Genomic DNA, 17,925 nt, shown 5'->3' on the forward strand with positions numbered 1-17,925 from the left:
ATCCAGCAGACATGATGAATCAGATATTCTCGCCGATGGGAATCCCTCGCGATTCCATCAGGTCAGATTATGCTCTAGCGGCTTGGAGCGCGGCCAGCGCAATCCGACCATCATTACGCTGTACGAACTGGCTCAGGCACTTGGCGTTAGTCACGTCGAACTTGTCCAACCGGACGATGGCACGAGCAAGAGCTAATCCGCATCGAAGACCGGCGCCCATCGCTCTGTTCGTTTTGCTAAGCTGCCTCTCGATGGGTGCGGAACGGTGAAATGGCGAAGTTTGCGGCGACGGATCATTTCAGCGATAGGCCCGCGCTCCAGTGCGCGTTTGGCGTCGTCCCCCATTGCTACAATATTCTTCAGGTTGGGCATGTTCTCCTTACCCATGGTCCACAAGACCACGGGTTCAGATGCCTCCATCGCAGCATCGCCCCCTTCTGGGAGAGCTCCAGAAATCACGCCGTCATCACGTAACAAGAAACATGCAGAAATATAGAGGAAGTTGCAGGAACAGTTGCCATCACTACCCAAGGCATCGATTCTAAGGATTTTAAAATCCCGATGCAGTATGTTCATCAACTTGGTATTGCTGTGGATGCCTGGGTGGTGCCGGTACGGATATTTCTCGCCGGCAGCTTGTAGCAGCCTGATATAGGAAGCTGGATAAAAATCCTTGGCGACTAACAAGTATTCCCCATTCCAATCGCCAAACATGGTTTCGGTGCCCCAAAGGTTTTTGTTGCCCAAACCAAACTTGAAGATATTGACATAACCCGGTGAGCAGATGCTGCGGAACCGGGCTGGAATTGGTGGGGTGCAGAACAACGGCTTTCGGGTCAGGATCGTTGGGATTGTGACCTTGCCGCTTTGATGAATGATGCCATTCGGCATTTTCAAGCCTACCCGTTGAGCGTAGAATAATGGCGCGGCGTCCCGGCCGCGTCAAATGGCAGGTGAGACTCAAACCACCCCTGTCGTTGCCGAGAAAGCCCGACAGCGGGCCGACAAGCGACTGAGCCATGGAAAGTGCTTCGCAGGCCAATATGGCGCTCAACAACCGAATCTCGCGTGAACTGCTCCTATTGGGAAGTCAGGAAAATTTTGGTGCGATTTCGAAGCAAGGTCACTCCAGAAGGGCACCCCTCCCGTGCTGCAAATCGGGACCGCCCTCCCTCCCCTAAAGACTTGGTGGAAGCCGCTGTGGCGCGCAGTCGTCCTGATACTGTATAAGCTCACTGAATTTCCATGGCGGCGGCGTCACCCGCGCCAGGAAACTCTATGATGAACCCTCCACTCTTCCGCCGATTCCAATCCGGTATGAGGGTCGCTATCAGGCCTGCCTCAGCGCCAAGCATCATATCAACGGGCAGTTTTTCGACCCATCGTCCACGTTTCTCAATGGTTAAACAGAGAACGTAGACCTCAGCTTCGTAAAGTGCGGTGTGGAGCAGCTTGTGCACGGGACGCGGACTAGTAGCGCCGGCGTTTTGCCTTCTCAGGTAGGATCCAAGTCGTCTCCTCAGGTTCTCGGCTGAACCGATGTAACGAACCTGGTCCTTGTGGAGGAGCGCGTAGATCGCGCTGACGTTCGGGAGCTCTTTCAGCGGCGGCTCAATATGACACCCTCCGTCCCACCGCAGTCGTGCGATGACTATGAATCCGGGTAGTTTATCGCTTGCCGCCTTTTTGATCTTCCAACCAAGCTGCTTCACTTCACGCATGCCCCTACTACGCACCCATTTGGAAGCCGCCAGTTGCCAAAAAGACTGGCGAACTCCTTCAGCCATCCTACGACCGTTTCTCACGTCGCCAAGGTCGGCTTTTGGTAGCAGTCTGTGCCGGACCCGCTTGGCTGTGGAATCACCTTCCAGATCGCGCGCGGCTGCGCGTCTTGTGGATGTGTTCAATCTGTCTCGCCAACATCGGGCCCTGGAACGCCAGCTTCTTTCAATGCTCGAGCCAGTTTTCTAAACAAGTTCGGGTGGCCCCGTTTGCTTCCCTCGTCGGCATTAACGGTGGTGTGAAACCAGCCGGAGTGAGGTAACGTCAAATGGATATGTCCTGTTTCTGCGTTGTACCATGCTCCAACGCTGAGATACGCGGTATTTCCGCCCTTTTCACTCTTCCGAATGTCGTCAACCATATTCCCCTCCATGCGATCCAAAGCTAGTCGCCAAGAATGGACACGGCATATCTCGACCGCAACCCGTCTAAGTGGCGCTGCAACCCGTCGGTCAGCCCAGCGTCCTCCCATGACGCCCACAATTCCGGATAGGATAAGGCCGCAAAAACTGGACCGCCATTCCCATTCACCGCGTTTGCAAATTGTCGGATTTCCTGCCGGTGTTCTTCAAACACTGAGTGGGCGTGAGGATTCAAAGGCTCCCAAAAGAGGTAGAGCAATGTCGTAGGGCGGTCGGGGAACGTGTAGGATATGCCAAGCGCATGTTTGATCAACTGAGCCGCATCAAGCCACCTATAGGGGCTCGGAATCAGAGTTAGTCGCGTCATTTCCGCAAACCAGGCCGTTTCGCGCCTGCTATCTGTAATTTCACGAAAGTAGGCAGGGGCGAACTCTGGCTTATGGGCTGACAGCGGTTCCAGGCATTTTGATTCTACAGCAACGACACCGCCCGGATGTTCTGCGACTAGGTCCAGGTTAGGGGATCTTCGTCCGCGAAGGCCATGCGGGCATTTCCGCTCAAAGCTCAGATGCATGAAGCGATCGCCACTTGGCAACCGAAGTGCGCTGGGGTCTGCCTTGAACGGCGCGAACGTGTTTACAGCTAGGGCAGACGATGAATGTGCAGCGCGGAATTTCCCGCCAAGCTCATTGCCATCCCCTTGCATGAGGTCACTGACAAAATCTACTGGTCGCACTCCGGAAATCAGGTTCTCCTCTATTTCCAGGGTATAGCCATTCTTGTCCAACTGGACATGCGGCGCATAGCGCAAAAGGCCGCTAGCAAGGGCAGTTCGGCATGCGGCCGACGCGGCGCTTGCAGATAGCGGTCTGACTTTGTCAGCTTGTATCGTCATGCTCCCCTCCGTGGTCTGATCTGCCGCCGCCTTCCGTGCCGCAAATCTGGACCCGCCCCTCCTGAGTTTCAAAACGCCTGCTCACCGCCTACGTATAGATGTTCTGAACTAACCAATTTTCATACTCTTGGCGATTGTCTGCATGCATCATGAGAATATCGCCATCTGCATTGGCCCTTTGTATCATAATATACGCGACATCGAAGAAATTTATCTTTAAAGTTTCTTCAACATTATTGTCGTGATGCTTTATTATATTTCTCATACTGTTCCATTCATTGATGGCGTCTTTGACGTTCTCTTTGTTGTATGAGGTATCTGATAGCTTGTGTTGTCGTTTGAAAGCGACCGCTCCTTCCCATGTTTTCACTGCGGTGGTTTTGAATTTTGTTGACCGGATATGGCCCTCTAAGATGCCGTCCGCTGCGCTAGCAAGGGTGAAAGCCGGAAGATACTTCGCCGAAAGGAACATATCGATGGCCGCCTCCAACTGGACCTTCGCCAAGTCCAGCTTGTGAACCGTCGTATCTTCGTTGAAGCTGTATTTTCCCACAGGTCTATCACCTAGAACAATTGCAGGGTATGATCCATTGAACAACTCTGGCAAAGGGCGCGCAAGGTGGTCGCCTGACGGGGCCTTGTCCCGAATGTTTTCAGCAGCGTGAGAGGGGTACCCTCCAGCCAGCGAATCCGGACCGCTCCCCCTTGAACACACGCGTGGCCGTAAATGCCCGCTGGCAAGCGTAAGGGACGTTGCCCGGTCAGGACGGCAGGCCAAGCCAGTGATGCCGCTGTGCGGTGGTTTCTCGGGTTAGCAAGCCACCCGGGCCGCCGAGTGTGAAGTCCCACCTATCAATCATCGTCGTCGCAGTCGTCGTCCAGCCCTCAGCGGCGATGGTTCCTGCGGTGCACTTGCTGTGAGGTTACGCTCCCAGGTGTCTAGATCACGTAGGAGGGTGCTCTCTGAGCTACCTGCGCCTAGACATAAGGCTGTCGCGTGGCCGGCTCTCGTCGCCTGCATAGGCGCACCCGTCTGGCGCGAAGGGGCATTGTCCGGGCATTTGTCGGCTCAAGACGACGCCAACAGCCTGCCAAGCCCACCAGGGCAGTATCGGTCCTTTCTGAAGCGGCGCGGAAGTCACGACGAAAAGAGCATTGTTCCATGCCGGCTTCGGCGCGGGTGTGAGATCAAGCAATCTCCGCGATAAGGGCACTTCACTTTTCAATGGATGTTTCTTTTCCTGGGACGGAATTCCATATGACCACCACGTCAAAAACGCTGTCGTGGTCGTGAGGCTTAGCGGTGTATTGGCGGCGTTCAGTCGTTGCCATTTCTATGAGAGTCGCAGTCGTCTTATCTTACTGATAACGGTACGAATTTGGTTCTACCGGTGTCTATGCCATACATTAGGGTACGTTTTGCCGCCATTTTCACGGCCGTATGCGGTTCTTCCCACCAGACACTCGCGGTTCTTTCTTAAAGGAATCGTCGTGAAGCATTCTGCCAGCTTCTTCGTGGTGAGCGCGTGTCGCCTGCGGCGTCGCTTCGTGGTGCTTTTTGAGGGACGCTTTGCCTTCATCGTACGAATGGCATCGCGAAACCTGCCTTTTATCTGAGCCGGCGATGATCGCCAAATTTCTTCGGGTACATCACGACGTGCTTTTATCTGTCGCCCTCTACGCTGTTCCAGCACCTTGATCGCAAGGTGGGCCACTCGGCCTGCTCGGTAGTCCACTTCGCGGAAAAGCGCGGCTACAGGAGGGGTGCTCGCGCGGGTGGTGGTCGAAGTACGCTTCGATGGCCGCATGACGGTCTTCGGTGCAAGCAGCTTGCCGAGTTTGACGTAGTCGATCTGCTCCAGAACCAGGAACCGGTGAAGGTAGCTTTCCAAGTTGGCGTTGATCAGATCGGAAAGTTGGTCGCCACCAAAATGAGCCCTGACAGCACGGCTGCGCTTCGATGTCCATTCTAGGCGAACAACGGGCGATCCAAACTGTCCCTGTGCCAGCTTCCTTCGACGAATGTAGATTTTCAGGTTGTGGGCCGATTTATCGTACTCAAAGTAGATCGTGGGGTGCCTGAAAAGCCCCCGTTTCTCTAGTTCTTTGTCCGCTAGCGGCCGCCCCTTTTTCCTCTCGCTGACGAAGGTGATGTACCCGCGCTCATGATTTACCTTGCCAAGCTGACGGAGTAGGGAGTCTCGTCCGACAAGGGCGAATTTCTCCGAAATAGCGTCTATGTCAAAGGCCGCTTCGACCTTGGTCGCCCGATAGGACCCAAGGGCATCTTCGTATTTTTGCAGGAGTTTCAGCGCCTCCCTGTCGGGCAGGCAAACGAGCTTGAGCCGGCTGCCTCGTTTCCCGCGACGCTTCTCAAGTTTGAACGCGTGACTACACCGCTCCAGTTCCTCAATCGGTAAGTGTTGCCGTAGCTGCGCCTTGGGTATGTCGGTGCAAATGCTGATTGCGTCGAAGGTCGGCTGAAATGTCCCAATTCCAGGTATGGTCAGTCTCGCGGGCATGGCGCTTACCTCATGCCGCTTCTTTCAAGGCGCACACGAACGCGCTCGTTCTTGGTGTTCGATGCCGGTGCGGGTGCTATCGACGCAACCACATTCTTCCGGCGCATCGACATCTTGTTCTCAATCACGGCGACCACTTCTGCCTCGATCCACCACGTGTGGCCGTCTATCCTGATCGGTTCTGGCAACGTGCCGCGTTGTGCATAGCGCCAGACGGTCGCGACTGACACGTGCATCACAGTCGCAACTTCTTTGACGCTCAGAAATTTCGTTACGAGGGCTGTCATCGGGCGCAACCTCATGGTTCGTTGGTTGCGGGTCGATATCGGCACGCTGAGGTCCGGGGGCAAGAGAACAGGAATCTACGATTGTGGTATGCAACTTGCTACGCGCGTTGGCCTGTCGCGCGCAGGCGCGTTGTGGGAAAAATATTCCAGGCAGCTAGTAAAAAAAATTGCGAAAAGCCATTTGCAGGGTCGATTTGCACCCTACAGCCGCACACGGCTGCGATAGTTTTTGCCGACGTGACTGGTAACATGGATGGCCCAGCGATCCAGCAACTCACGCCTTTGATCCAAGAAGTCGGTGCGACGGTAAGCCCTTTCAACGCTTGAGCCGATCGTGTGGCCAAGCATGGTTTCAGCAATCTCATGCCGAGCATCTGTCACTTCCGCCAGCCAGTCCCGCAACGACGACCTGAACCCGTGCGGCCTATACTCCAGCTTGGCGCGCTTCATATGCTGGCTCATCGACATATCGCTGATGACGCCTTTCTTGAGGTTGGCGAAGAGGTAGCCGTCGCGGGCAAACTCCTGGGCCTTCTCAATCACGCTGAGCGCTTCCGCTGACAACGGCACTCTGAATTCCGTCGTGGCGTCCCGCCGCCCCTTCATCGCCTCAGCCGGAACCGTCCACACTTCGCCGTCAATCTGATCCTCGTGAATGAACCTGATCGGCGCCGACCTCACGCCGGTGAGAATGAGCAGGCGCAACGCCAAATGGGTTGTGCTGTCATCCTTAAGCGTGGCGTAGAATGCCGGGATATGAGACCAAGGCATAGCTGGAATGTTTTCGGCTTTGTGCCGCTGCCTGCCTAGCAAGGCCCTTGCCTTATCCGTGGCCTGTAGGTCCACTTCCAGGCCCAGTGCGGCAGCGTGTTTGAGGCATATGCTCAGCCGGTTCATTGCCTTGCGCGCTGTGTCGGCCTTGGCGTGCCAAATGGGCGCCAGGGTGTCGCGTATATCGCGCTGGTCTATTTCCCCAACCGGCACCTTTCCCAGCTTGGGCAGCACGTGCAGTTCCAGCGGCGTGAACCATCGGCCAGCTTTCCCGTCTCCCTTCAGTTCTGCCTTGCGCGATTCAAAGGCGTCTTTGGCGATGTCGGCCAAAAGGTGCAGGTTGCGCGCGGCTTCCCGCTTTTCTTTGTCACGTACCTTGATGGGATCTTTTCCAGCCCGCACCACCGCCCGCCATTTCTCGGCTCCGTCGCGGGCTTCCTTGAGGCTGACTTCGACGACAGAGCCAAGGCCCATTTCCCGCCGCCTGCCATGTGTGGTGTAGCGCAAGAACCATTGGCCCCCGCCGTCATCGCGCCTGAGCAGCCACAATCCCCCGCCGTCCGCGTACTTACCGGGTGTGAGCTTCTTGACAGCAATGGCACTTAACCGGTTGAGGGCACGCATCGCATCCACTTCTCCAAAATTCCCAAACTTCACCTAATCACAAACCACCAGAAAATCCACCTTCCTATCTATGATAGGTTGCAACAGATTGCGACGATGTGAGACTTGAGAATCTGCTAAGTGTCTGCGTTATATGGCAATATGATATACCGTGATACACGCTGCGGTCGTATGTAAATGCCCCTAAGCGGCACCAAAACTCAACACCTTGGCTGATCGCCTCGCCGGATTTGACGGAGAGACCGAGCTTTTCCAACCTCGTCAACGACAACACTCGCGAACTGGACCGCGCGGACCTGCCCGCTGAGGAGCGCAAAGCCATCGAGCAGCGCAGAGCCACGAATATATGCCCGGCTCCTTTACGGCAGCATTGGCTCGATTAGCGACCACTCAAAATCCGTCGGCTCAAACCGGCGACGCATCACAAGGCTCCCTGCCGGAGCCTTGATTCACCACTTGCTTACCTTGGCAAGCATTTTTATGAGTTTACGGTCCAGACGACGCCTTGTAGATTGAACCCATGGCGCTCAAACGGATGGACAACATAGGTATCGTCGTCGATGACCTCGGAGAGACGATTGATTTCTTTCTCGAGCTCGGCCTTGAGCTCGAAGGGCGGGCCACGATCGAAGGAGAATGGTCCGGACGTGTCACCGGATTGGGCGATCAGCACGTCGAGGTTGCCATGATGCGCACGCCGGACGGCCATGGCCGGCTCGAGCTATCCCGCTTCCTCACGCCGCCTGCCGTCGCGGATCATCGTAACGCCCCGGTCAACGCTCTCGGCTACCTCCGCGTCATGTTCGCCGTGGACGACATCGACGACACGCTTGAAAGGCTCCGCAAACGCGGCGCGCAGCTCGTAGGCGAAGTGGTCCAGTACAAAGACGTCTATCGGCTCTGCTACATCCGCGGGCCCGAAGGGCTTCTCATCGGACTCGCCCAAGAACTCAGCTGAGCGCGATACGACGAGAATGACGAAGGGCCTGCGGGCGGGGCAGGCTACGCCTTGAGGATCAGGATCGAGCGCGAAGGATCGCGGCGCCCGCCACGCATATCGCCATTGTCGAGACTCATGTTTGATGTGAAACTCCCGGCGTCAGCATGGAGGCCCAAAATGCCCAACAGTTTCAAGACCGGAGACGTCGTCAGGCTGAAGTCGGGAGGTCCGAAGATGACGGTCAGCGACGGCGCGGCTTCCGGCACGTATATGTGCCATTGGTTCAACCGCGAGGGCGATGTCTGGACCCCGCAACATGCGGGCTTCAAATCGGACCAGCTGGTAGCCGCCGACCAATCCACGTAATCCCAGCCCGACCGCCAACAATAGTGGCCTGCCTAGCGTGGATTTCAGATCACGCCGGGCGCCGTGTCACGGCGACCACTCCAAGGACGAGCCCCAATCGCCACCGCCGATAAATCGGAACAGGCGGCACGGCGACCGACGGATTTCTCCCGCCGCGGCGTTTAACGGTTGAAGCGTGACCATGGCAGGGGCCGTGGCCGACGCCCCAACCGGAGACGCCAGAGCATGATACGCCGTTCGATCCTTGCCGCTGCCTTGAGCCTGTCGCCCGTGGCGGCTTTTGCCCAGACGCAGCCTCCTGCTCCTGCTCCTGCTCCTCCGCCGGCTGCCGCGCCCAAGGCCAAGTCCGACCTTACGCTGGCCAAGTTCCAGAAACGGCGGGAGAAGGCGATCATGGCCGCCGACACGGATGGTGACGGCAAGATCAGCCTGCTGGAGTGGGAGGCCTTCCAGGCCAAGCGCAACATCAAGGGCGATCCAGCAAAATCCTTCCCCCGCATCGATTCCAACCATGACGGCTTCATCGATCGCGCCGAGCTCGACGCGTTCTTCGCCAAGCGCTTCGCCAAGCTGGACAAGAATGGCGACGGGGTCCTCGCGGCCGACGAGATGCCAGGCCACAAATCCGCTCCCAAGGCGGAGCAATGACCAAGAGGCCATGACGCGTGATGAACCTCGGGAGTGCGCCAGCAGATGAGCCCCGATCCGGACGAGGAGTTGGTCCGTCGGGTCGGGGCTGGCGATCCGGCGGCGGTGCGGACGCTTGTCGCGCGCAAGCTGCCGCGCATCCTTTCGCTAGCCGTCCGCATGCTGGGCGACGCGGCGGAGGCCGAGGATGTCGCCCAGGAAACCTTCGTGCGGATCTGGCGTCATGCCTCGAGCTGGCGGCGCGGCAACGCACGCTTCGACACCTGGATCCACAGGGTGACGCTCAACCTTTGCTACGACCGGCTGCGCCGGCGCCGCGAATGGGTGACCAACGATTTGCCGGACGTGGTCGACCCGGCCCCGCTTCCCGATTCCCGGGAAGAGACGCATCGGGTCGAGCGCGCCTTGCAGGCGATCGCGCCACGCCAGCGCGAAGCGATCATCCTGGTCTACTATCAAGAGATGTCCAATATCGAGGCGGCCGCGACCCTGGAGATCAGCGTCGATGCTCTGGAGAGCCTGCTTTCGCGCGGCCGGCGGGCCCTGCAGGCGATTCTGGCCAGGGATAGCGTCCATGACTGACAAAGGCGCGACCATGGATGCCGAACATTCATCGCGCTTTGCGGGCGTCCGGTGGGGGGCCGGTCGCTGTCGTTTCCAACCCGCGTGGGCACGCGGCGCCAAAGGGCAAGGGGAAAGCAGATGACTAAAGACATCGAAGACGGCCCGGCAATGGATGCAAAGCGTTTCGCGGCGCTCGCCGAAGCCTATGGCGGCGATTTGCGTCGCTGGCCGAAAGTGGAGCGCGAAGCCGCCGCGGCCTTTGCTTCAAGCGAGGCGGGCCAGGCCATTTCGCGACATGCCGGCACACTCGACACCCTGCTCGACAGCTACAGCGTCCAGCCCCCCGGCAAGGCGCTGCACGGCAGCATCCTGCGCGTCGCCGACCGGCACCTCGTCCAGCGACGGCGTCAGCGGTTCTGGTGGCTGGGATTGGGACTTGCCGGCGTCGGCCTGGCCGGCGCCGTGGCCGGATTGGCCCTGGTGACCGTCGTCACGCCCGAGGCTCAGCCCGACCACTATGTGCTCGATGCCAATGCGACGGCCTTCGGCGACGCCGGGCCCGACAGCGACACGATCGAGGAGGATCTATGAGCACAGGCCGAAACCTCCTCATCGCGTCGGTGGTGCTGAATGTGTTCCTGACCGGCGCGCTCGCCGGCGGCGCCGTCTGGATAAGAAGCGGCAAGCAGGGCCAGGGCTATTCACTGGAAGCGGCGGGCGGCCGGCTTCCCGACCAGCAGCGCACGCTGTTCCGCAAGGCGTTGCGGGAGGTCCGCCGCGAATCCCGCGATATTATCCTCGCCGGCCAGCAGGCCCGGCGGGAGGCGGCGGACCTGCTGCGACAGCCCGTCCTTGACAAGGCGGCCCTGACGGCCGCCCTGGAGCGGGCCCGCAATGCTGACGTCACCATACGCACGCGGCTGGAGCAGCGCATCATCGAGTTCGCGGCGGCGGGTTCGGCCGAGGATCGCGCCGTGTTGGCGGAAGGGCTCACAAGGCGCGCGGGCCAGCAACCACCCGCCACGCCAAAAAAATCGCCGTGACGACCGACGGAAACTGCCGGCGGCAGCGTTTAACCGGGAGAAGGGCAGGATCTGCCGGACCGCTGCGTGCGAGCAGGTTTTCAACCTCTGAAATATTCGGAGCACGGACATGTTTCATCTGACAAAATACGCCATTACCGCCGCTCGTGCCGTAACCGGCACGGTTGCCACGACCGCGGCATCGCCGGCGATGCCCATGGTGTCGCTTGCGCAGCCAGCCGCCCCCGCGCTGGTCGAGCACGTGGCCTGGGGCTGCGGCCCCGGCTGGCATCCCAACCGCTGGGGGCGCTGCGTTCCTTATCGCGTGGGGGTCTATCCGCGCTATTATTACTGGAACGGCCCGGGCTTCCACGCCCGGCATCCGCACCACCGCTGGCATCGCTGGCATCGCTGGTAGGCGCTTCCGGGGCCGGCTTCCGCGCCGGCCCCACACCTTGATTGAGCAGGTATGAAACGGCTCGAACGGGCTTCAGGCGCCTCGCGCGGCAAGCCCAAGCAATGGAGGGTTGACTTGGCTATCCCGGCCTCCAATTCCCAGCCAGATCCGGCCCTTGTCGCTTCCAACCGTTTCGGGCTCGGGGCAAAGCCCGGCGACCGCGACAGGATTGCCGGCGACCCGCGCGGTTACCTGAAGGCGGAACTGCGGCAGCCCGATATCGCCATGATCTCGCTGGACGACCCGGCCTATGCAAGCCTGCTGGGCAGCACGCCGGCCATCCAGGCCAGCATGGCGGCAAATGTCCAGCGCAAGCTCGAACGTGAACGCATGGCCGCAACGCAGCCGGCGATGGCAACAGCGAGCGTGCAGGACATGCCTGCCCAAGCCACACCGGCTCGGCCCAAGCCTGTCCAGCCCAAGCCGGCCCAGTCCGCGCCGACCCAGGCTGCGCCTGCCCAGCCCATGCCGTCGCCGGCCGCCCCTGCGAAGCCAGCCGTTCCACCGGTCGAGGCCAGGCTCTTCCGGGCCGAAGCACAAGCGCGCTTCGACAAAGCCTTTCGGGCCGAGGCCGGCTTCGTCGAGCGTCTCGTCTATTTCTGGTCGAACCATTTCTGCGTCTCGGCGGCGAAGGGGCCGATCGTGCGGGCCAGCGCCGGCGCCTTCGAGCGGGAAGCGATCCGCCCCTTCGTACTCGGCCGCTTCGCCGACATGCTGATGGCTGTGGAGCGGCATCCGGCGATGCTGTTCTATCTCGACAACCAGCAATCGATCGGCCCGGACTCCCGCGCCGGCAGGAACCGCCAGCGCGGCCTCAACGAGAACCTCGCCCGCGAGATCCTGGAACTGCACACGCTGGGCGTCGGCAGCGGCTACAGCCAAGCCGATGTCACCAGCTTCGCCCGTATCCTGACCGGCTGGATGATGGCCGGACGGGAAGGACGGCTGGGCGAGCCCGGCAGTTCCGTCTTCAACGCCAATGCGCATGAGCCGGGCGACGCGGTGCTGCTGGGCAAGACCTATCCGGCTGCCGGCATGGGCCAGGCCGAGGCCGCGCTTAACGATATCGCCCGCCATCCGGCGACGGCGCAGCACATCGCCACCAAGCTCGCCCGACACTTCATAGCGGACGAACCGCCACCGGCGGCGGTGACGCGTCTCGCCAAGCTGTTCACCAAGAGCGATGGCAATCTTAGGGCGTTGGCGGCGGCGCTCATCGACATGCCTGAGGCCTGGTCGACGCCATTGACCAAGATGCGCTCGCCCTTCGACTACATCGTCGCCATCCGCCGGGCCGCCGGTCCCGGCCCGGCGAACGATCCCGGCCAGTCGCTCAACTGGCTCAACGCGCTGGGCGAGCCGCTCTGGCAGCCACCGGGGCCGAACGGCTTTTCCGACCAGGCTGACAGTTGGGCCTCGGCCGAAGGCATGAAGATCCGCTTCGACATCGCCTGGCAGGCGGCCCGCCAGGTCAAGGACATCGGCAATCCCAGCGACATGCTCGACGCCATCATCGGTGCCTCCGCCTCGCCGGAGACACGGCAAGCGGTGGCACGCGCCGAGTCCAAGCAGCAGGGCCTGGCGCTGCTGCTGATGGCGCCCGAATTCCAGAGACGATAGCCGCCAGCGCGGACAACTCCCATGGAGACAAGGTCATGAGCCTGCTGTGTGAAACCCCTCATCCTTCCCGCCGCGCCGTGCTGATGACCGGCGGCGCGCTGTTTGCCTGGGCCTATCTGCCCCGCTTCGCCCGTGCCGCCGACAATCGCGACCCGCGCCTCATCGTGATCGTCCTGCGCGGCGCGCTCGACGGCCTGTCGGCCGTCGGCCCGGTCGGCGATCCGGACTATGCCGGCCTGCATGGCGATATCGCGCTGTCGCTCACCGGCCCGCACGCGGCGCTGCCGCTCGATGGTTTCTTCGCGGTCAATCCGGCGATGCCGGTGTTCGCGCGGCTGTTCAGGGATAAGCAGGCCGCGGCGGTGCATGCGGCCGCGACAGGCTACCGCGAACGCTCGCATTTCGACGGGCAGGATGTGCTGGAGAGCGGCTATGCCGGCCCGGGCCATGTCGCCACCGGATGGCTCAACCGGGCGCTCGAGAGCCTGCCGGCCGGCGACCGCGTCGCGACGCTTGGCGGATTGGCCGTCGGGCCTTCGACACCGCTGGTGATCCGCGGCGCGGCACCGGTGCTCGGCTGGGCGCCGCAATCCCTGCCGCCGCCAGCCGGCGACCTCGCGGCGCGGGTTCTCGATCTCTACCAGCATCGCGACCCGGTGCTGGCGGTGGCCTTGCAAAAAGGCCTCGATGCCGACCGCATGGCGCTCGACGACCAGATGGTCGCCAAAGCAATCAAGCCGAAGGGGGGCCTCGATAGCGCCGCCGGCATGCGGCAGGCCGCGCAAGGCGCCGCCAAGCTGATCGCGGCCGATGATGGGCCGCGGGTTGCCGCCCTCGCCTTCGACGGCTGGGACACCCATGTCAATGAGGGCGGCGCGACCGGCCGGCTTGCCACTTTGCTCGGTGGTCTCGACGGTGCCTTCGAGGAGTTCGAGAAGGGGCTTGGCGAGCGCTGGAAGGACACTGCGATCGTCGCCATCACCGAGTTCGGGCGCACGGCGCGGATCAACGGCACAGTCGGCACCGATCACGGCACCGGCACGGTGGTGCTGCTCGCCGGCGGCGCGATCAAGGGCGGCCGCGTCATCGCCGACTGGCCGGGATTGAGGCCGGCTCAGCTCTATGAGCAACGCGATCTTGCACCGACCAGCGATGTCAGAGCCGTGCTGAAGGGACTGCTCGCCGACCAGTTCGGTCTTTCCGCCGCCGTGCTTGGCGACAAGGTGTTTCCGGAGTCGGCGGCAGTGAAGCCGATGACGAACCTGGTTGTCTGAAACGCTCACGACGCCGCGATTTTCAGCGCGGCGCCGTCTCGCCGTCACCCGTGATCAGGCGGCCTCGACCTTGGCGGAAGGCTCATCCTCGCCACGCACCAGTCTGGTCACGCCGGCGAAGTCGAGCTTGCCGGAGCCGAGCACCGGCACTTTGTGGACGACGCGCACTTCGGCGGGCACCATCAAGTCCATGGCGCCGTTCGTCTTGGCGAAGTTCAGGAACTCGGCGCGCGTGGCGCCGGGAGCCTCGGTGATGAGAATGAGCTTCTCACCCTTGCGCGCATCCGGCACGGAAGCGACTGCCGAGAGCAAGCCCTTCCACAGTTCGCCGGCCAGCGCCTCGACGGCTGCGAGCGAGATCATCTCGCCGCCGATCTTGGCGAAACGCTTGGCCCGGCCGCGAATGGTGATAAATCCCGCCTCGTCGATGGAGACGACGTCACCGGTGTCATGCCAGCCGTCCGGCAGCGATTCGAGCACGCCCGGCTTCTCGGCTCTGAGATAGCCAGCCATCACATTTGGCCCGCGCACATAGAGCCGTCCGCCATCGTCGACACCAGGCACCGGATCGAGACGATACTCCATTCCGGGCATGATTTTGCCGACGGTGCCGGAGCGGTTGTACATCGGTGTGTTTATGGAGATCACCGGCGCGGTCTCGGTGACGCCATAGCCTTCGAGGATGCGCAGGCCGAACGTTTCCATATAGGTCATGCGCGTCGCGGCCTTGACGGGCTCCGCGCCGGCAAAGCAATAGCGTATCGAACGGAAATCGTACGGGTGCGCGGTGCGGGCATAGCCGCTGAGAAACGTATCGGTGCCGAAGATGATCGTCGCGTTCGATGCGTAGATCAGTTCGGGCACGATGCGGTAGTGCAGCGGCGACGGGTAGAAATAGACCGGTACGCCCGAGATCAGCGGCAGCACGGTGCCAGCCGTCATGCCGAAGGAATGGAAGATCGGCAGCACGTTGAACACCTTGTCGCCCGAGTGGAAGTCGATGCGGGAGGCGGCCTGCGCGGCATTGGCCAGGATGTTGCGGTGGGTGAGCACCACGCCCTTTGGCGTGCCTTCCGACCCGGAGGTGAACAGGATCACCGCAGGGTCGGCGGCCTTGCGGGCAACCCTGGGCGTGCTCTTGCGTAACAGGCCGAGCAGTTTGTCCTTGAGGCCGATGGTGGCGCGCAGATCATCCAGCCAGACAATGTCGACCGACCGGCCCATCTCCTCGACCACGGCGCCAAGGTTGGCCTGTTCCACGAAGGCCCGCGAGGTCAGCACGGTGCGCACCTCGGCCGCCTCGCAGGCCGACAGGATGTTGGCCGCACCGGCGGTGAAGTTGATCATCGCCGCCACCTTGCCCGCCGACATCACGCCAAGCAGTGTGGCGCAAGAGCCGTTGGCGTTGGGCAGCATGATGCCGAGCGTCCGCTGGCCGGCATAGAGGTTCTTGAACTTCTCACCGAGGACGGCGGCCGCGGTGAGTAGCTTGCCGTAGCTCAGCGAACCGGTGACGGGATCCTGAACGGCGAGCCGTTTCATGCCGCGTTCGTTCGCGGTCTCGATGATCTTTTCCAGCACGGTCTTGTCGATATTCTGGGTGCGGAAGACGAGATCCGACATGACCTGATAGAGCGCTGCACCCGCCGCTGCGCGGCGCTGGCGGCCTTTCAGTTCCGGCGGCACTTCAAGCTTGACCGGCTTCAGTATGGTCACCTTGACCTTCGGGAACAGGCGGCGGCGCACATGCTGAGAGGTCAGGCGCGAGAACGGGCTTTTCTCCAGCCCGTCGATGCGGATCGGCACCACCATCGAGCCGGTCTTATCGGCCACCATGGCGGCGCCGTCATAGACCTTCATCAGGCCGCCGGTGACGGTAATGCGGCCTTCGGGGAAAATGACCAGCGGATCACCGTTCTGCACGATCTTGATCAGCGTGCGCGTCGACATCGGCTTGGCCGGATTGAGCGGCAGCGCGCGGGTCAGTTTCAGGAAAGGCTTCATCCACCAGGCCTGCGCGATGGTGTAGTCGATGGCGAAGACCGGTTCTTCGTCCGTCAGCGTCAACGCCAGCGGACCATCGAGGAAGCTGACATGGTTGAGCGCCAGGATGGGTGCCTTGCCGGCAGCCTTCAGGTTTTCGATCCCCTCGATCTCCAGGCGGTGGAAGGCGCGGAAGAGGATGGAGACGAAGTCGCGGAACGGATTGGTCGGCAGGTATCTCAGCATCAGCCAGGCAGCGACCACATTGGCCGCGACGAGGCCGAACAGAATGCTTCCGACGGAAACGCCTGCTGCCTGAATCGCGGCAACGAGTATGCCACCCACGGTCATGAAGCCGGCATTGACGATGCTGACCGCGGCGACGACGCGGGCACGGCGCGCCTCGGGCGACCATGCCTGCACGGCGGCGAAGGTCGGCACGACGAGAAAGGCGGCCGAGATGGCCATGCCGGCAAGGTCGATCGCGACACGGATGGTGTTCGGTCCGGCGAAGAACGTGGCAAGGGTTTCGGCCCGCGGCGACGGCTGCATGCTCCAGATTGTCCAGGCGAGATGCAGGCCGAACAGCGCAAGCAGCGCCGTGCCGACCGGCGCGGGAAGGAGCACCATGCGGCCTTGCGACATCCATGCGGCGATTGCCGAACCGATGGCGATCGAGACGGCGAACACCGCGAGATAGGCAGTGACGGCGATCTCTCCGCCGCCGAGCGAATTCTTGACCAGCGTCGGCAGGATCGAAAGGATGATGGCCCCAATCAGCCAGAACCAGGAGGTCATCAGGCCGGCGCGCCAGATGCGTGTGTCGGTGCGCAATTCGCTGACCTGACGCCAGGTTGAACGAAAGATGTTCCTGTCGATGACAAGGCTGGGAGCAGCCGAACCCGTCGAAGGAATGTAGCGGCTGACGAACCAGCAACCGACTGACAGGATCATCATGATCGGCCCGAAGACCCAGACGCCGATGCCATCGGCCGAGACGACGCCGCCGGCGATGGTGCCGCCCAGGATGGCGGCGAAGGTCGCCGACTCGATCCAGGCATTGGCGCGCGGCAATTCCTTGCGCTCGAGATGATCCGGCAGGATGCCATACTTGATCGGTCCGAACAGCGCCGAGATGATGCCGAACATGAGCAACGCCGTCATCAGCACCGGGATCGACGACAGCGCGATACCAATGACTGCGACTGCAGCGGCGGCGATCTCCGCGAATTTCAGCCGGCGGGCGATCAGGGCCTTGTCGAACCGGTCAGCGATCTCGCCGCCCAAGGCCGACAGGAACAGGAAAGGAGCCATGAACACGGCTCCAGCAAGCGTGACCAGCGAGGCCGCCTGGTCGGCGGCCAAGGTGAAGAGGATCAGAAAAACCAGTGTGTTCTTGAGGAAATTGTCATTGAACGCGGACAGGAACTGCGTCCAGAACAGAGGCGCAAAGCGCCGCGACAACATGAGATGAGTGTTCATGGCGGTTTCCATTTGGCGGAACCCTACGGCTGTGCGCCGACAGGCCCTGCGGGTTGCAGGCGCTGTTTCAATCCCAGCGATATCGGTAAGCTGGTTAGACTTCCTTACCGCGGTTCATGCCCATGCTTGGCTCCGGCAGCCGGTGTTTGAACCCACGGAAGAGACGGGTTGTGCGGTACACATGCCAAGCTGTTTCAGCATTTTCGGCCTTCCTGAAATGAACGTTGTTCACGATAGGACTTTATCACATCGTGAACAATGTTCAAGAGAAAAATGAACGACGTTCATTACCGATGAAGGAAGAGGGTCGGACTACGGAACCCGGT

At 61.2% G+C, this 17,925-nt stretch carries 19 protein-coding genes; 10 read left to right on the top strand and 9 right to left on the bottom strand.

The window, feature by feature from the left end; genetic code table 11:
* Window positions 1-25 precede the first annotated feature (25 nt).
* Complete coding sequence (locus FJ958_RS17935; RefSeq protein WP_246679629.1) at window positions 26-196, top strand: helix-turn-helix transcriptional regulator; 171 nt, start codon at window positions 26-28, stop codon at window positions 194-196.
* On the opposite strand, the gene FJ958_RS17940 is transcribed toward FJ958_RS17935, so the two are convergent.
* The 8 genes from FJ958_RS17940 to FJ958_RS17975 all read right to left on the bottom strand — a co-directional run bounded on the left by FJ958_RS17940 (window position 193) and on the right by FJ958_RS17975 (window position 7,243).
* Window positions 193-891, bottom strand: coding sequence for a hypothetical protein (locus FJ958_RS17940; RefSeq protein ID WP_140744527.1), 699 nt, complete (start codon window positions 889-891; stop codon window positions 193-195). The two genes, FJ958_RS17935 and FJ958_RS17940, sit on opposite strands and share 4 nt — an antisense overlap.
* A gap of 341 nt (window positions 892-1,232) precedes the next feature.
* Window positions 1,233-1,721 (bottom strand): GIY-YIG nuclease family protein, encoded by a 489-nt coding sequence (locus FJ958_RS17945; RefSeq protein ID WP_181176424.1) that lies wholly within the window; start codon window positions 1,719-1,721, stop codon window positions 1,233-1,235.
* Window positions 1,722-1,903: 182 nt separating this feature from the next.
* Complete coding sequence (locus tag FJ958_RS17950) at window positions 1,904-2,143, bottom strand: hypothetical protein (RefSeq protein ID WP_140744529.1); 240 nt, start codon at window positions 2,141-2,143, stop codon at window positions 1,904-1,906.
* Between the two features lie 23 nt (window positions 2,144-2,166).
* Window positions 2,167-3,039, bottom strand: a complete 873-nt coding sequence (locus FJ958_RS17955) for a hypothetical protein (RefSeq protein WP_140744530.1) — start codon at window positions 3,037-3,039, stop codon at window positions 2,167-2,169.
* 88 nt (window positions 3,040-3,127) lie between these two features.
* Window positions 3,128-3,592: a hypothetical protein gene (locus FJ958_RS17960; RefSeq protein WP_140744531.1), complete on the bottom strand. Its 465-nt coding sequence runs from the start codon at window positions 3,590-3,592 to the stop codon at window positions 3,128-3,130.
* A gap of 832 nt (window positions 3,593-4,424) precedes the next feature.
* Window positions 4,425-5,561: a hypothetical protein gene (locus FJ958_RS17965; protein WP_140744532.1), complete on the bottom strand. Its 1,137-nt coding sequence runs from the start codon at window positions 5,559-5,561 to the stop codon at window positions 4,425-4,427.
* A 5-nt stretch (window positions 5,562-5,566) separates the two neighbouring features.
* Window positions 5,567-5,848 (bottom strand): helix-turn-helix domain-containing protein, encoded by a 282-nt coding sequence (locus FJ958_RS17970; protein ID WP_140744533.1) that lies wholly within the window; start codon window positions 5,846-5,848, stop codon window positions 5,567-5,569.
* 201 nt (window positions 5,849-6,049) lie between these two features.
* On the bottom strand, window positions 6,050-7,243 hold the full coding sequence (locus FJ958_RS17975) for a site-specific integrase (protein WP_140744534.1): 1,194 nt from the start codon (window positions 7,241-7,243) through the stop codon (window positions 6,050-6,052).
* 520 nt (window positions 7,244-7,763) lie between these two features.
* On the opposite strand from FJ958_RS17975, the gene FJ958_RS17980 reads away from it, so the two are divergent.
* From FJ958_RS17980 to FJ958_RS18020, 9 genes are all read left to right on the top strand, one after another.
* On the top strand, window positions 7,764-8,201 hold the full coding sequence (locus FJ958_RS17980; RefSeq protein ID WP_140744535.1) for a VOC family protein: 438 nt from the start codon (window positions 7,764-7,766) through the stop codon (window positions 8,199-8,201).
* 159 nt (window positions 8,202-8,360) lie between these two features.
* On the top strand, window positions 8,361-8,549 hold the full coding sequence (locus tag FJ958_RS17985) for a DUF2158 domain-containing protein (RefSeq protein WP_140744536.1): 189 nt from the start codon (window positions 8,361-8,363) through the stop codon (window positions 8,547-8,549).
* Between the two features lie 225 nt (window positions 8,550-8,774).
* Window positions 8,775-9,197, top strand: a complete 423-nt coding sequence (locus tag FJ958_RS17990) for an acid-shock protein (RefSeq protein WP_140744537.1) — start codon at window positions 8,775-8,777, stop codon at window positions 9,195-9,197.
* A gap of 45 nt (window positions 9,198-9,242) precedes the next feature.
* Window positions 9,243-9,779, top strand: a complete 537-nt coding sequence (locus FJ958_RS17995; protein WP_140744538.1) for an RNA polymerase sigma factor — start codon at window positions 9,243-9,245, stop codon at window positions 9,777-9,779.
* Between the two features lie 120 nt (window positions 9,780-9,899).
* On the top strand, window positions 9,900-10,352 hold the full coding sequence (locus tag FJ958_RS18000; RefSeq protein ID WP_140744539.1) for a hypothetical protein: 453 nt from the start codon (window positions 9,900-9,902) through the stop codon (window positions 10,350-10,352).
* On the top strand, window positions 10,349-10,804 hold the full coding sequence (locus FJ958_RS18005) for a periplasmic heavy metal sensor (RefSeq protein ID WP_140744540.1): 456 nt from the start codon (window positions 10,349-10,351) through the stop codon (window positions 10,802-10,804). Before FJ958_RS18000 ends, FJ958_RS18005 begins: the two co-directional genes overlap by 4 nt.
* A 109-nt stretch (window positions 10,805-10,913) precedes the next feature.
* The gene (locus tag FJ958_RS18010) at window positions 10,914-11,201 is read left to right on the top strand and encodes a hypothetical protein (protein ID WP_140744541.1); all 288 of its coding nucleotides are present in this window, start codon (window positions 10,914-10,916) and stop codon (window positions 11,199-11,201) included.
* 114 nt (window positions 11,202-11,315) lie between these two features.
* Window positions 11,316-12,860, top strand: a complete 1,545-nt coding sequence (locus FJ958_RS18015; RefSeq protein WP_140744542.1) for a DUF1800 family protein — start codon at window positions 11,316-11,318, stop codon at window positions 12,858-12,860.
* Window positions 12,861-12,895: 35 nt separating this feature from the next.
* A complete protein-coding gene (locus FJ958_RS18020; RefSeq protein WP_140744543.1) occupies window positions 12,896-14,134 on the top strand; it encodes a DUF1501 domain-containing protein in 1,239 nt (412 codons plus the stop codon).
* A 54-nt stretch (window positions 14,135-14,188) separates the two neighbouring features.
* Here the strand turns inward: FJ958_RS18020 and FJ958_RS18025 are convergent, their stop codons facing one another.
* Window positions 14,189-17,599, bottom strand: coding sequence for an acyl-[ACP]--phospholipid O-acyltransferase (locus tag FJ958_RS18025; RefSeq protein WP_140744544.1), 3,411 nt, complete (start codon window positions 17,597-17,599; stop codon window positions 14,189-14,191).
* Window positions 17,600-17,925 lie beyond the last annotated feature (326 nt).

This window comes from Mesorhizobium sp. B2-3-5 (assembly GCF_006442395.1).
Taxonomy (GTDB): Bacteria; Pseudomonadota; Alphaproteobacteria; order Rhizobiales; family Rhizobiaceae; genus Mesorhizobium.